13 protein-coding genes are annotated in these 13618 nt (G+C 67.7%); 7 read left to right on the top strand and 6 right to left on the bottom strand.

All coding sequences use genetic code 11. The features are described from left to right. Positions 1-137: 137 nt before the first annotated feature. Entirely contained in the window at positions 138-1190 is a 1053-nt protein-coding gene (locus JYG37_RS07950) for an RNA-guided endonuclease InsQ/TnpB family protein (RefSeq protein WP_213345993.1), read from the bottom strand. Between the two features lie 92 nt (positions 1191-1282). Here JYG37_RS07950 and JYG37_RS07945 point away from each other — a divergent pair, with 92 nt between their 5' ends. Beyond that, entirely contained in the window at positions 1283-2650 is a 1368-nt protein-coding gene (locus JYG37_RS07945; RefSeq protein ID WP_050011359.1) for an amino acid permease, read from the top strand. A 146-nt stretch (positions 2651-2796) separates the two neighbouring features. Here JYG37_RS07945 and JYG37_RS07940 read toward each other — a convergent pair whose 3' ends face one another. Next, positions 2797-2958, bottom strand: a complete 162-nt coding sequence (locus JYG37_RS07940; RefSeq protein WP_006476417.1) for a hypothetical protein — start codon at positions 2956-2958, stop codon at positions 2797-2799. 242 nt (positions 2959-3200) lie between these two features. Here JYG37_RS07940 and JYG37_RS07935 point away from each other — a divergent pair, with 242 nt between their 5' ends. From JYG37_RS07935 to JYG37_RS07925, 3 genes are read left to right on the top strand one after another with little or no spacing between them, the layout of a single operon-like run. Further along, positions 3201-4244 carry a Fe(3+) ABC transporter substrate-binding protein gene (locus JYG37_RS07935; RefSeq protein ID WP_050011360.1) on the top strand — a complete coding sequence of 348 codons (1044 nt, stop codon included), beginning with the start codon at positions 3201-3203 and terminating at the stop codon, positions 4242-4244. Further along, on the top strand, positions 4234-5931 hold the full coding sequence (locus tag JYG37_RS07930) for an ABC transporter permease (RefSeq protein WP_089488293.1): 1698 nt from the start codon (positions 4234-4236) through the stop codon (positions 5929-5931). The genes JYG37_RS07935 and JYG37_RS07930 overlap by 11 nt, the downstream gene beginning before the upstream one ends. Before the next feature lie 4 nt (positions 5932-5935). After that, the gene (locus tag JYG37_RS07925) at positions 5936-6709 is read left to right on the top strand and encodes an ABC transporter ATP-binding protein (protein ID WP_124640392.1); all 774 of its coding nucleotides are present in this window, start codon (positions 5936-5938) and stop codon (positions 6707-6709) included. A 38-nt stretch (positions 6710-6747) separates the two neighbouring features. On the opposite strand, the gene JYG37_RS07920 is transcribed toward JYG37_RS07925, so the two are convergent. The 4 genes from JYG37_RS07920 to JYG37_RS07905 all read right to left on the bottom strand — a co-directional run bounded on the left by JYG37_RS07920 (position 6748) and on the right by JYG37_RS07905 (position 9244). Next, a complete protein-coding gene (locus JYG37_RS07920) occupies positions 6748-7218 on the bottom strand; it encodes an Lrp/AsnC family transcriptional regulator (protein WP_006484401.1) in 471 nt (156 codons plus the stop codon). Positions 7219-7468: 250 nt separating this feature from the next. Next, positions 7469-8110, bottom strand: coding sequence for an NAD(P)-dependent oxidoreductase (locus tag JYG37_RS07915; RefSeq protein ID WP_050011363.1), 642 nt, complete (start codon positions 8108-8110; stop codon positions 7469-7471). Between the two features lie 159 nt (positions 8111-8269). Beyond that, positions 8270-8725 (bottom strand): Rrf2 family transcriptional regulator, encoded by a 456-nt coding sequence (locus JYG37_RS07910; protein ID WP_204383743.1) that lies wholly within the window; start codon positions 8723-8725, stop codon positions 8270-8272. A 90-nt stretch (positions 8726-8815) separates the two neighbouring features. After that, positions 8816-9244 carry a BCAL1086 family glycoprotein gene (locus JYG37_RS07905; RefSeq protein WP_050011365.1) on the bottom strand — a complete coding sequence of 143 codons (429 nt, stop codon included), beginning with the start codon at positions 9242-9244 and terminating at the stop codon, positions 8816-8818. A gap of 195 nt (positions 9245-9439) precedes the next feature. Between JYG37_RS07905 and JYG37_RS07900 the strand changes: the two genes are divergently transcribed. The 3 genes from JYG37_RS07900 (at position 9440) to JYG37_RS07890 (ending at position 13372) form a co-directional block, all read left to right on the top strand. After that, on the top strand, positions 9440-9775 hold the full coding sequence (locus JYG37_RS07900; RefSeq protein ID WP_050011366.1) for a hypothetical protein: 336 nt from the start codon (positions 9440-9442) through the stop codon (positions 9773-9775). Positions 9776-10029: 254 nt separating this feature from the next. Continuing rightward, positions 10030-11223 carry an ammonium transporter gene (locus JYG37_RS07895; protein ID WP_050011367.1) on the top strand — a complete coding sequence of 398 codons (1194 nt, stop codon included), beginning with the start codon at positions 10030-10032 and terminating at the stop codon, positions 11221-11223. Positions 11224-11413: 190 nt separating this feature from the next. Further along, entirely contained in the window at positions 11414-13372 is a 1959-nt protein-coding gene (locus tag JYG37_RS07890; RefSeq protein WP_050011368.1) for a PhoX family protein, read from the top strand. The last annotated feature ends 246 nt before the right edge of the window (positions 13373-13618 follow it).

Below are 13618 nucleotides of genomic sequence, written 5' to 3'. Positions count from 1 at the left end.
GCTTCCGGTCACCGGCTCCGGCTTGTTATCATTCGTTCACATTCAAGTTGTATAGACAACTTGACGCATTCGAACCGGCCCCGCTCGCCAGGTTCGTCGCATAACGATATCGGAGACTCCTTGACGCCCTCTCCCGCCTAAAGGCGGAAGATTCCCACACCTGGCGATGCACGTCCGCATCGGAGAATGTTCAACGCAGCGTTGGTATCTCGATCATGTTCGACACCACAGTCACTACAGGCCCACTCTCTTATTCGCAGTCCCGCGATACCTTTCGGCCGCGTCGTGCTGTCTTTCGACCCGCACGACGAACAGGACTGGGTAGAACCGCTTTCGTCGACTTCCTCGAGCGTGGCCCCGTGCGCGATCGCTTTGTAACGAAGCTTGTTTCGGAAGGACGACCAGGATGCGTCGTAGACGCTTTTCGCCATTCTGGTTCTGGCGAGTTTTGCGGCCGACACGTTGCCGACCGCGATGTAATCGAAGCGCCGCACCAGATCGAGCGCGAGCTTGTGCTGGAAGTCGGCGCGGACATTCGCCACCTTCGCGTGCAGCTTCGCGATATGCCGTTTGTGCTTTCGCGCTCGTTGCGCTTTCGCCAGCTTTTCCGCCGCTCGTCGACCGAACGGGTCATTGGGCAGCTTCTCGCCGGTCGAAAGTGCGGCGAAGTCTTTCAGGCCGAGATCGATGCCCACACCGGAACGGACCGGGCGAGCCTGAACATCCGGCATCTCGATCACGATGTTGAGAAACCAATTGCCGCGCGCATCCTGCGCAAAGTTGGTTCCATCCTTAATCTTGCCTTCGGGAAGCGGTCGACTGTTGAACACCCGAAAAGTATTTCCGGCAAAGCGAAACGCGCCGCCCTCGCGCTTCAGGTCACGCCCCTTCAGCGGCACCCAGCCCAGCGATTTCCTGCCGCGATAGCGCAGGTAGGGCCGACGGCGCTGGCTGCGCGACTTCGCGTATTGCTCGCACGTCGCGTTGACCGTACCGGAATGAATACCGAATTCCTTGCTGCTCCCCGTCGTCAGCACGTTCAAGTCGAATCCCGTCGGCCACTTCTTGCTCCACTTGAGCGCGTGCTTCTGCGTGTCGTTGCAGAAGTTCCAGACGTAGTTCACCGCGCGGCTCTGCTTGTTAAGCAGTCCGTTGAGCGATTTCACCCGGTAGCGGTAGACAAGGATCATGCCGGTGATCCTAACCCGTGGAAGAAGCTACCTGTCAACAGCACCCCTTTCCTTCCCGCCATCAATGGCGGAGTTTCGCGGAGCAAATTCTGATGAAAAACCTGCAGCGCCACCTGAGCGCGCGGCACATCCGCTTTCTCGCGCTGGGCTCGGCGATCGGCACGGGCCTGTTCTACGGTTCGGCGTCCGCGATCCAGCTCGCGGGCCCGGCCGTGATCCTCGCGTACATCCTGGGCGGCGCGGCCGTCTACATGGTGATGCGCGCGCTCGGCGAGATGGCCGTGCGCGAACCCGTCGCCGGCTCGTTCGGCCACTACGCGACCGAGAACCTCGGCCCGTTCGCGGGCTTTGTCACCGGCTGGACCTACACGCTCGAAATGGTGATCGTCGCGATCGCCGACATCACCGCATTCGGCATCTACATGGGTTTCTGGTTTCCGGACGTGCCGCAATGGATCTGGGTGCTCGGCGTCGTCGCGGTCATCTGCGGGCTGAACCTGTGCCACGTGAAGGTGTTCGGCGAGCTCGAATTCTGGCTGTCGATCATCAAGGTCGGCGCGATCGTCGCGATGATCGGCGGCGGCGTCGCGATCCTGCTGACCGGCATGCACTTCGGCCATTCGGCCGACGTGCCGACCTTTGCCAACCTGTGGAACCGTGGCGGCTTCTTCCCGAACGGCGTCGGCGGGCTGATCGCGTCGCTGTCGGTCGTGATCTTCGCGTACGGCGGGATCGAGGTGATCGGGATGAGCGCCGGCGAGGCGAAGGACCCGGAACGCGTGATTCCGCGCGCGATCAACGCGGTGCCCGCGCGGATCCTGCTGTTCTACGTACTGACGATGGTCGTGCTGATGTCGATCAGCCCGTGGACCGGCGTCGGCAGCGACGGCAGCCCGTTCGTGCAGATCTTCTCGGCGCTCGGCGTGAAGTCGGCCGCGACGATCCTGAATCTCGTCGTGATCAGCGCGGCGATCTCGGCGATCAACAGCGACATCTTCGGCGCGGGCCGGATGATGTTCGGGATGGCGCGGCAAGGCCAGGCGCCGCGCGTGCTGACGACGACGTCGCGCCACGGCGTGCCGTGGGTCACGGTGCTCGTGATGGCCGGCGCGCTGCTGGTCGGCGTGCTGCTCAACTACCTGATGCCGAAGGACGTCTTCCTGGTGGTCGCCGCGATCGCGACGTTCGCGACCGTGTGGGTCTGGCTGATGATCCTGCTGTCGCAGGTGGCGATGCGTCGCCGGCTGTCGAACGCCGAAGTCGCCGCGCTGAAGTTCAAGGTGCCGCTGTGGCCCGTCGCGCCGGCGCTGACGATCGCCTTCATGGGCTTCGTGATCGTGATGCTCGGCTGGTTCGACGATACGCGCGTCGCGCTCTACGTGGGCGCGGCGTGGCTCGCGCTGCTCGCGGCCGTGTTCTACGCACGGATCCGCCCGAAATTCGCCGCTGCGTCACGTTGACGCACGGCTGAGCTGCCGATGCGGCGCGCCGGTTCCGGCGCGTCTTCTGCCGTCCCGGTTCCGCGCGGCGCCCGTCGCGCCGGCAACCGCGGATCGACTCCGTTCACATGCCCCGCACGCGACCCGCCGGGCCGCGCACCGGCGCGTCAGTGCGACGCCGCGCTCGCGGCCTCGGCCGGATGGGCCTCGTCGTACGCGTGCTTCTGCGAAATCGCGTTGTACAGGATCGTCCCGATCACGAGCAGCACGGCCACGACGATCAGGATGCTCACGTTGCGGACAGGGTTCTTCTTGCGCTGATCGTTCATGGTCGGTGCCGCTCCGTCAAATTCGTCGAAGCGGGCATTCTACGCGCTGGCGCCGCGCTGCGCCGCCCCGTTCGCCGGTCCCCGCCGCCGGCCGCTCTCCGGCTTTCCGCAAGCTTTCGTTTGTTAATCATTCCCATTTCGATTTAGAATCCAGCGTCTTTCATTTTGTAATGTTTCGGGTCGCGCGGGCGGCAGGCGCGCCGCGGAACGCTCCCTCGTCCACCTGCCGCACCGGAGTCTCCATGTCGAATCCGCGCACCCGCCTGCTGCCGCTCGCCGGCGCCCTCGCCCTGACCGCGGCCGCCTTCGCGCCGCTTGCCCACGCGGCCGAGGAAGTGAGCCTGTACACCACCCGCGAGCCGAAGCTGATCCAGCCGCTCATCGACGCGTTCACGAAGCAGAGCGGCGTCAAGGTCAACACGGTGTTCGTGAAGGACGGCCTGCTCGAGCGCGTGAAGGCGGAAGGCGCGCAGTCGCCGGCCGACGTGCTGATGACGGTCGACGTCGGCAACCTGCTCGACCTCGTCGACGGCGGCGTCACGCAACCGGTGCGCTCGAAGGCGCTCGACGACGCGATTCCCGCGAACCTGCGCGGCGCGAACGGCGACTGGTACGCGCTGTCGCTGCGCGACCGCGTGCTGTACGTCGAAAAGGACCTGAAGGTCGATGCGTTCCGCTACGAGGATCTCGCCGATCCGAAATGGAAGGGCAAGGTCTGCATCCGCTCGGGCCAGCATCCGTACAACACCGCGCTCGTCGCGGCGATGATCGCGCACGACGGCGAGGCCGCGACCGAGACATGGCTGCGCGGCGTGAAGGCCAACCTCGCGCGCAAGGCGACCGGCGGCGACCGCGACGTCGCGCGCGACATCCTCGGCGGCATCTGCGACGTCGGCCTCGCGAACGCTTACTACGTCGGCCATATGAAGAATGCGGAAGCCGGCAGCGATGCGCGCAAATGGGGCGACGCGATCAAGGTCGTGCGCCCGACGTTCGCGAACGCGAAAAGCGGCGGCACGCACGTGAACATCAGCGGCGCGACGGTGGCGAAGCACGCGCCGCACAAGGCCAATGCGGTGAAGCTGCTCGAATACCTGGTGTCGCCGGAGGCGCAGGCGCTGTATGCGCAGGCGAACTACGAATATCCGGTGCGCGCGAACGTGAAGCTCGACCCGGTGATCGCGAGCTTCGGTACGCTGAAGGTCGACCCGCTGCCGCTCGCGGATATCGCGAAGCATCGCAAGCAGGCGAGCCAGCTCGTCGACAAGGTCGGCTTTGACAACTGACGCATCGCCTGCTGCCCGCGCCTGTCGCGAGCCGCGCGGTCCGCGACCGCGCGTGCGACCGCGCGCGGGCAGCCTGTGGCTGCTCGCGGCGCTGACGATCGCCGCGGCGGTCGCGGCGCCGCTCGCGGTGCTCGTGGCCGCCGCGTTCGACGCCGATCTCGCGCACTGGCGGCATCTCGCCGAATTCGTGCTGCCGCAGGCGCTCGTCAATACGCTGCTGCTGCTCGCCGGGGTCGGCACCATCGTGTCGATCGTCGGCACCGGCTGCGCATGGCTCGTCACCGCGTACGATTTTCCCGGCCGCCGGATCCTGACCTGGGCGCTGCTGCTGCCGCTCGCGGTCCCCACCTACATCGTCGCGTTCGCGTATCTCGACCTGCTGCATCCGATCGGCCCGGTGCAAGGCGCGATCCGCTGGCTGCTCGGCTTCGACAGCCCGCGCCAGTTCCGCCTGCCCGACCTGCGCTCGCTGCCCGGCGCGATCTTCGTGCTCGGCTTCGTACTGTATCCGTACGTCTATCTGAGCACGCGCGCGATGTTCGTCACCCAATCCGCAAGCCTGCTCGAAGCCGCGCGCACGCTCGGCGCCGGCCGCGTCGCGACGTTCTGGCGCGTCGTCGTGCCGCTCGCCCGGCCGGCAATCGCGGTCGGCGTGAGCCTCGCGCTGCTCGAAACGCTGAACGATATCGGCGCGTCGGAGTTCCTCGGCGTGCAGACGCTGACCGTGTCCGTCTATACGACGTGGATCACGCGCTCCGATCTCGCCGGCGCCGCGCAGATCGCACTCGCGATGCTCGCGATCGTCGTCGGCATGATCGCGCTCGAACGTTACGGGCGCCGCCGCCAGCGCTACGCGCACGGCCGGCGCATGCGTCCGATCGCGCCGCGCCGCCTGACCGGCCCGGCCGCGCTGGGCGCCGCGGTGCTCGGCTGGCTGCCCGTCCTGCTCGGTTTCGGCGCGCCGGCCGCATACCTCGCGGTCGAAACGGCCAAGCGGCTGCACGTCGTCGGCGGCGTGTCCGCGCAACTGATGACGGGGCTCGCGAACACGCTGACGATCGCGACCGCCGCTACCGCCGCGACGCTCGCGTGCGGGCTCGTCGTCGCGTGGGCCGCGCGCACGCAACGCGACAGCGCCCGCGCGGGCCCTGCCCGCCTGTGCGCGCGGATCGCGAGCCTCGGCTACGCGGTGCCGGGCACCGTGCTCGCGATCGGCCTGCTGATGCCGTTCGCGGCGGCCGACCGGCTGTTCGGCGCGGCGCTCGGCCGCGACGGGCTGCTGCTGATGGGCTCGGCCACCGCGCTCGCGATCGCCTATACGGTGCGCTTTCTCGCGATCCCGGCCGGCGGCATCGAGGCCGGCCTCGCGCGCATTCCGCCGTCGCTCGAACAGGCCGCGCGCTCGCTCGGCGAGACGGCCGGCGGCACGCTGCGCCGCGTCCACCTGCCGCTGTTGCGGCCCGCGCTCACGACGAGCGCGCTGCTGGTGTTCGTCGACGCGATGAAGGAATTGCCGGCCACGCTGCTGCTGCGCCCGCTGAACTTCGACACGCTCGCGACCTGGCTGTATGCGGAAGCCGCGCGCGGCACCTATGAAGAAGGCGCGGTCGCCGCGCTCGCGATCGTGGTGGCCGGGCTCGTGCCCGTGATCCTGCTCGCCCGCACCCGCCACAAGATCGGAGCCTGACACCGTGAACCTGCTCGAACTCGACGACCTCTGCATCGCCTACGACACGCCGCACGGCCGCCGCACCGTGGTCGACGGCCTGAGCCTCGCGCTGCCGCGCGGCGAGATCGGCTGCCTGCTCGGCGCGTCCGGCTGTGGCAAGACCACCGTGCTGCGCGCGATCGCCGGCTTCGAGCCCGTGCGCATGGGGCGTATCGTGCTGGACGGCACGCCGGTCGCGGCGCCGTCGCTCGACGTGCCGCCCGAGCGACGGCGGATCGGCCTGATGTTCCAGGATTACGCGCTGTTCCCGCACCTGAGCGCGGCCGACAACGTCGCGTTCGGACTGCGGCGCATGCCGAAGGCCGAACGGCGCCTGCGCGTCGCGGAGTTGCTCGACCTCGTCGGCCTCGCCGATGCCGGCGACGCCTATCCGCACGAACTGTCGGGCGGCCAGCAGCAGCGCGTCGCGCTCGCGCGCGCACTCGCGCCGTCGCCGGAATTGCTGCTGCTCGACGAGCCGTTCTCGAACCTCGACGTCGATACGCGCGAGCGGCTCGCGTTCGAGCTGCGCGACATCCTGAAGCGTACGGGCCACACCGCGATCCTCGTCACGCACAACCAGGCGGAAGCGTTCGCGATCGCCGACCGGATCGGCGTGATGAAGGACGGCCAACTCGCGCAATGGGATACGCCGTACGCGCTGCATCATCATCCGGCCAGCCCGTTCGTCGCGGATTTCGTGCGCCGCGACGCGCTGGCCGACGAACGCGCACGCGCGCTGGCGCGCGGCCGCTGAAGCCGCGCCGCCGACGCGATGGCGCGGCGGCGTGCCCGTCAGGCCGGCTCGGCCAGATCGCGCACGGGCAGCGCGGTCGAATACTTGATCTGCTCCATCGCGAACGACGAACTGACGTCGAACAGCGGCACCGTGCGAATCAGTTGCTTGTACACGCGGTCGTAGTCGTCGATGCCGGCCACGACGACGCGCAGCAGGTAATCGGTCTCGCCGCTCATCCGGTAGACCTCGACTACTTCCGGCATGTCGCGCACCGCCTGCGTGAAGCGCTGCGCCCACTCCTCGGTATGCTGGTTCGTGCGGATCGCGACGAACACGGTCGTGCCGACCCCGAGCTTGCGCGGATCGCACAGCGCAACCTGCGCGCGAATCGCGCCGGTTTCCTTCAGACGCTGCACGCGCTTCCAGCACGGCGTCTGCGACAGGTTCACGCGCTGTGCCAGCTCCGCGATCGGCAGCGTGGCATCCGCCTGCAGCAGCTCCAGCAGCTTGCGATCGATGGCGTCCATTTCTCCATTCCCTCGTCGATAGAAATTTATTCTATTCATCCTGCCCGACGGGGAACAATATGGAAACTGTCTTGGCGCGTCGACCGGTGTAAATACCGATCCGTCACGCAGTCGCCGCGCCAGAAGAAACAGGCGACGCCACCCGACAGGGCGGAATCGCCTGAATTTGCCGGCGCGTCGCGGCTTGCGCGTCGCGCGCGCCCCGGCCGGCGCTCACACGCGGCCGGCCGTCATGCCGCTCAAATACTGCTCAATACGCGACCGTCGCGATCTCGCGCACGAAGCCGTCCTGCTCGAGCGCGTCGACGAACGCGACCGCGTAGTCTTCCGCCGAGATCTTGCTGTTGCCTTGCGCGTCCACGATCAGCTTGCCGACGCCCGTGCGGAACGTGCCCGTGCGCTCGCCCGGCGCGATCAGCGCGGCCGGCGCGAAGAAGGTCCAGTCGAGATCGGCGACCGTCTTCAGGAAGTCGAGCGCGTCGCGGTGCGCGAGCGCGACCGCCTTGTACGCTTCGGGGAAACCTTCGGTGTCGACGAGCTGCTTGCCCGGCGCGACTTCGAGCGAACCTGCACCGCCCACCACGACGAGCCGCTTCAAACCGGCCTGACGCGTGCCGGCGACCAGCGCCTTCGCAACCGCGACGACCTTCGCCGCGTCGTCCTGCTTCGGGCCGTACGCGCTTGCGACGACGTCATGGCCCGGCAGCGCGGCCGCGATGCTGGCCGCATCGAACAGGTCGGCCGCCTTCGCAGTGATGCCGTCGCCGGATGCGCCCGGATGGCGCGACAGCGCCGTGACACGGTGGCCACGCCGCACGGCTTCCGCCGCGATGCGCGAGCCGATCATGCCGGTGGCGCCGAACAGCGCGATATTCAACGAACGTTGCGTCATATCGATTCTCCAGAGTTGAAAATATGTAACACAATTAATTACATATAAGACCGAAAAAAACGGGGCGAAGCCCCCGTTGCGCCGATCGCCGCGCGTACGCGCCGTCCGGCTTCCTGCCCTGCCTGCCGACGGTCAATCGCCGTCGGCACCCGCCATCGATTACCCGCCGGCGCGCGCCGCCCGTTGCGTGCGCTGCTCCCGATCCAGCATGTCGGCCGTCACGTCGACGAGCGTGCGTATGGCGAGCGACGCCTCCATCGCGCGCTGCGCGTCGCCGATATAGCCCGTCAGCACGCCCTGGATGTGCCGCCCGACGAGACACGCCGGATTCGGCGCCTCGCGGTGCAGCGCGAACAGCTGCGCATCGTCGACCGCGCGATACACGTCGAGCAGCGTGATCTCGCTCGGCTCGCGCGCCAGCAGCGCACCGCCGCCCGCGCCGAGCTGCGACGTCGTCAGCCCTGCGGCCGCCAGCATCGACAACAACCGGCGAATCAGCGCCGGATTCGTATTCACGCTGCCCGCGATGATGTCGGACGACAACGGCACGCCTTCCTGCATCGACAGCAAGGCGAGCACGTGGACGGCAAACGCGAACCGGCTGCTGGTATTCATTCGTGACTCACTCGGCGACGCCGGCCCGACCCGCAACCGGCGACATATGTAACCATCATAATTACAATTCGCGGATCATGCAAGCCCGCGTCATTCGCCGCTCGCGGGTTTCGTCCCCGAGGCGCCCTGCTGGCTCCACTGCTGGAGTTTCTTGCCGGCTTCGGCGATCTTCGCGCCCGCTTCGGAAGCCGCATGCGCGACGACCGCGGACGCCGCCGCGTCGATCTGCGCCTGCGCGGCCGACGCGAGGCCGCTGGCGGACAACGGCGGCACGGCCGACGCCGCGGACGCGAGGCCGGCCTTCGCCGCGTTGATCTGTTGATTGACGGTGCTTGCCACCTGGTCGAGCGCCTTGGCCGCATGGTTCGCGGCGTCGGCCGCCGCGCTGGCGGCCGTATCGGGTTGGGCGGCCGGCGTGCCGGACTTCTCGCAGCCCGCGAGCAACAGCAGCGCACCGGCGGCCACGGCCGCCAGCACGAACCCGGGCGCGCGACGCGCCCGCGATGTCTTCATGTTCATCAGCAATCTCCGGCCGCGCATGGCGCGACCTCGTGGTTGGACCGGGGTTGATGATACCGCCTGTGGAACAGGCCCAATGACGACCCACCATTAAAAATGCCTTTCAATTTCGGACTCGTCTGATTCAATCGCACGCGCCACGCCTCTAAAGTGGGCACGCTTCGATCCGCTTCGTACGTGCCCCTTTCCCTCGTCATGGCTTTCCTCGTTGATTGGCTCATCGCCCTGGCCGCGCTGCTCGCGGCCACCCTGTTCCTGTGTCTGCGCGCGCCGTCGGCGCGCCGCCTCGCCGCATCCGGGCGGCCGCGCCGCATCGCCTGTGCGCGCCTGCTCGCGCAGGCCGTGATCGGCTTCTGGACGGCCGCGCTGATCGTCGCGCAAGGCATCCTCGGCGCCGATGGCGACGGGCAGTCCCTCGCCAGCTTCGCCGCGCTCGCGTTCGCCGCGCTCGGGCTGGCGACCGTCGCCGCCTACTGGTCCGCGTGCGCGCTGCGGCTGCGCCGGCCGCCCACGCTGTTCGAGCGCCACTGACGCGCCAGATCGGTGCGCGCCTCGCGCCGGCGCGCACCGCTTCATTCGTCATACGCACCAGTTCGGCACGCATCGCACCACGCACGTGCACCCGACGCGCTGCGCGGCCGGCGGCGGTCACGCCCCGATCCCGTGCACGATTCACCGGAATGCCGCATCGCGCGGGTCTCCCGGCACCAATTCCACGCAGCCGTTCACCACGTTGGCTCGATACTTGCGTTCCTCGCCCGTTTTTTGCGCAAGGAAGCCACGGCATGGATGGTCTGAAATCCGGCGTCGACACACTGTTCCTGTTGATCGGTGCCGTCATGGTGCTCGCAATGCACGCGGGCTTCGCATTTCTCGAACTCGGCACGGTTCGCAAGAAGAACCAGGTCAACGCGCTCGTGAAGATCCTGGTCGACTTCTCGGTGTCGACGCTCGCGTATTTCCTGATCGGCTACACGATCGCGTACGGCGTCGAATTCTTCGACGACATCGGCACGCTGTCGCAGCACAACGGCTACGCGCTCGTGCGGTTCTTCTTCCTGCTGACGTTCGCGGCGGCGATCCCGGCGATCGTGTCCGGCGGCATCGCCGAGCGCGCGAAGTTCAATCCGCAGCTCGTCGCGACGCTGATCATCGTCGGCTTCATCTATCCGTTCTTCGAAGGCGTCGCGTGGAACGAGCGCTACGGCGTGCAAGCGTGGCTCACGCACGCGTTCGGCGCGCCGTTCCACGACTTCGCGGGCTCGGTCGTCGTGCATGCGTTCGGCGGCTGGGTCGCGCTGCCGGCCGTGCTGCTGCTCGGCGCGCGCCACGGCCGCTATGCGAAGGACGGCCGGATCGCCGCGCATCCGCCGTCGAACATCCCGTTCCTCGCGCTCGGCGCGTGGGTGCTCGCGGTCGGGTGGTTCGGCTTCAACGTGATGAGCGCGCAGACGCTCGACAAGATCAGCGGCCTCGTCGCGGTGAACTCGCTGATGGCGATGGTCGGCGGCACGCTCGCGGCATGGATGGCCGGCCGCAACGACCCGGGCTTCACGTACAACGGGCCGCTCGCGGGCCTCGTCGCGGTCTGCGCGGGCTCCGACGTGATGCACCCGATCGGCGCGCTCGTCACCGGCGCCGCGGCCGGGGCGCTGTTCGTCGCGATGTTCACCTGCGTACAGAACCGCTGGCGCATCGACGACGTGCTCGGCGTCTGGCCGCTGCACGGGATGTGCGGCGCGCTCGGCGGCCTCGCGGCCGGCGTGTTCGGGCTGCCGGCGCTCGGCGGTCTCGGCGGCGTGTCGTTCCTGTCGCAGCTCGTCGGCACGCTTGGCGGCATCGCGATCGCGACCGCGGGCGGCACGCTCGTCTACGGCGTGCTGAAGGCGACCGTCGGCCTGCGTCTCGATCGCGAAGCCGAATTCGACGGCGCGGACCTGTCGATCCACCGCATCTCGGCCACGCCCGAGCGCGACTGAGCGCAAACGCTTGCGACCGGCGTCCGTCAGCTCACCGGACGGACGCCCGACGCATCATTACGTTTCCGATTCAAAAAACTTTCATCTAGCGTCCTTACACTTCGGTCCAGTTTTCAATTCGCCTTCACGAAGCTTGCCGCTCGCCTGCTTCGCGAAGGCCATGCTTCCAACAACCGAAACTGGACTCCACATGCCCGCGTTGCCCAATGCTTCCCGTCGTCAGGCCCTGAAGATCCTCGCCGGCGCGCCGATGCTTCCCCTTTCCGGCCTCGCGCTGCCGGCCCTGCTGACGGGTTGCGGCGGCGACGACGATCCCGCGTCGACGCCGGTCGCCGCCGCCTATACGTCGGCGGCATTCTCGGCGATGGCCGCGCCGACGCTCGACAACGCGGCCGCGATGGCCACGACGACGGTTGGCTCGACGCTGGCGGTGTCGTTCTCGGACGGCTCGTCGCGCAACTTCAAGCTCGCGTACAAGCCGTTCTTCGTGACCGGCGACATGGTGCCGGACGGCAACGGCGGCACGACGCTCGCGGGCGGCTACTACGACATCAACAACCAGCCGATCATCGATCGCTCGGTCGCCGGCAAGGAACGCCAGTTCTATTCCGACTGCCCGGACGGCAGCTCGCTGCTGACGCTGAAGAACGCCACCGTGCCCGGCGTGAAGGGCAACGCGGTGTTCGCGGTCGTGCAGTTCGAATACACGACGCGCGACCAGGCGAGCGCATCGCAGTACGGCCAGCTGCCGTCGCCGATCGCGGTGATCACGCTCGACCAGGACCCGGCCACCGGCGCGCTGAAGGTCGTGAAGTACCACAACGTCGACACGTCGAAGGCGCACGGCCTGTGGATCACCTGCGGCGCGAGCCTGTCGCCGTGGGGCACGCACCTGTCGAGCGAGGAATACGAGCCGGACGCGACGAAGGCCGCGACCGACGCGCAGTTCAAGGCATTCAGCAAGAACACGTTCGGCGACGAGACGAAGGCGAACCCCTACCACTACGGCCACCTGCCCGAGATCACCGTGAATCCGGACGGCACCGGCACCGTGAAGAAGCACTACTGCCTCGGCCGCATCTCGCACGAGCTGATCCAGGTGATGCCGGACCAGCGCACCGTGATGATGGGCGACGACGCGACCAACGGCGGCCTGTTCATGTTCGTCGCGGACAAGGCGGCCGACCTGTCGGCCGGCACGCTGTACGTCGCGAAGTGGACGCAGACGTCGTCCGCCGGCGCGGGCACCGCGACGCTCACGTGGATCAGGATCGGCCACGCGACCAGCAGCGAGATCGAAGCGCTCGCGAACACGCTGAAGGCGTCGGACATCATGGACCTCGCGACCGTCGACCCGAACGATGCGAGCTACACGAAGATCCATTTCGGCGGCAAGTTCAACTGGATGCGCGTGAAGCCGGGGATGGAAAAGGCGGCCGCGTTCCTCGAGACGCACCGCTACGCGGCGCTCATCGGCGGCAGCATGGCGTTCACGAAGCTCGAAGGCACGACCGTGAACGCGAAGGACAAGATCGTCTACACGGCGATGTCGCGGATCGAGACGTCGATGGTCAAGGGCAACGCGGTGTCGCGCGACGTCGCGGTCGACAAGAAGATCGCCGCGGGCGCCGTCTACGCGCTGAACCTGAAGGCCGGCCAGCGCGACACGACGGGCGCCGCGATCGACAGCGAATGGGTGCCGGTCGACATGGGCGCGCCGGCCGCGCTGGTCGGCGAGGATCTCGCCGCGGCCGACGCGCTCGGCAACCTCGCGAACCCGGACAAGATCGCGAATCCGGACAATCTGAAGTTCTCCGAAAAGCTGCGCACGCTGTTCATCGGCGAAGACTCGGGGATGCACGTGAACAACTTCCTGTGGGCCTACAACGTCGACACGAAGTCGCTCGCGCGCGTGCTGTCGTGCCCGGCCGGCGCCGAATCGACGGGCCTGCACGCGGTCGACGAAATCAACGGCTGGACGTACATCATGAGCAACTTCCAGCACGTGGGCGACTGGGAATCGCCGCTGCACGACAAGGTCAAGCCGACGCTCGACCCGCTCGTGCGCGCGAACTACAAGGATCGCTTCGGCGCCAGCGTCGGCTACCTGACGGCCGAGCAGACCAGCATCAAGCTCGCGAAGGGCTGACCGGCCACGCACGAGGGGCGTGGCTCGCCAGCCGGGCACGCCCACCGGGCCCCTTTCTTCATCATCGTTCATTCGTCGGCGCTCCACGCCGTTTCACGCGCGATGCCCACTGCGGGCATCGCGCTTTTTTTTTGCGTGGGCGAATCGTGCAAGCGGCGCAAACGGCACGCGCAAGCAGGCGCGAAACCGGCCAGGACGGGGCGTTTGCGGCGATCGGGGGATAATACGGGCCTGACGCGTCCGGGC

It is taken from the genome of Burkholderia sp. LAS2, from assembly GCF_018417615.1.
In the GTDB taxonomy this organism is placed as follows: Bacteria; Pseudomonadota; Gammaproteobacteria; order Burkholderiales; family Burkholderiaceae; genus Burkholderia; species Burkholderia sola.
Note: the sequence above shows the minus strand (reverse complement) of the source record. Positions and strands in the feature narration are given on the sequence as shown.

Bases quoted from the DNA above. Each gene is read 5' to 3' on its own strand.
- JYG37_RS07910 (WP_204383743.1), bottom strand. From the start codon at position 8,725: ATGAATACCAGCAGCCGGTTCGCGTTTGCCGTCCACGTGCTCGCCTTG.
- JYG37_RS07920 (WP_006484401.1), bottom strand. From the start codon at position 7,218: ATGGACGCCATCGATCGCAAGCTGCTGGAGCTGCTGCAGGCGGATGCC.
- JYG37_RS07890 (WP_050011368.1), top strand. From the start codon at position 11,414: ATGCCCGCGTTGCCCAATGCTTCCCGTCGTCAGGCCCTGAAGATCCTC.
- JYG37_RS07940 (WP_006476417.1), bottom strand. From the start codon at position 2,958: ATGAACGATCAGCGCAAGAAGAACCCTGTCCGCAACGTGAGCATCCTG.
- JYG37_RS07945 (WP_050011359.1), top strand. From the start codon at position 1,283: ATGAAAAACCTGCAGCGCCACCTGAGCGCGCGGCACATCCGCTTTCTC.
- JYG37_RS07950 (WP_213345993.1), bottom strand. From the start codon at position 1,190: ATGATCCTTGTCTACCGCTACCGGGTGAAATCGCTCAACGGACTGCTT.
- JYG37_RS07900 (WP_050011366.1), top strand. From the start codon at position 9,440: ATGGCTTTCCTCGTTGATTGGCTCATCGCCCTGGCCGCGCTGCTCGCG.
- JYG37_RS07895 (WP_050011367.1), top strand. From the start codon at position 10,030: ATGGATGGTCTGAAATCCGGCGTCGACACACTGTTCCTGTTGATCGGT.
- JYG37_RS07915 (WP_050011363.1), bottom strand. From the start codon at position 8,110: ATGACGCAACGTTCGTTGAATATCGCGCTGTTCGGCGCCACCGGCATG.
- JYG37_RS07905 (WP_050011365.1), bottom strand. From the start codon at position 9,244: ATGAACATGAAGACATCGCGGGCGCGTCGCGCGCCCGGGTTCGTGCTG.
- JYG37_RS07935 (WP_050011360.1), top strand. From the start codon at position 3,201: ATGTCGAATCCGCGCACCCGCCTGCTGCCGCTCGCCGGCGCCCTCGCC.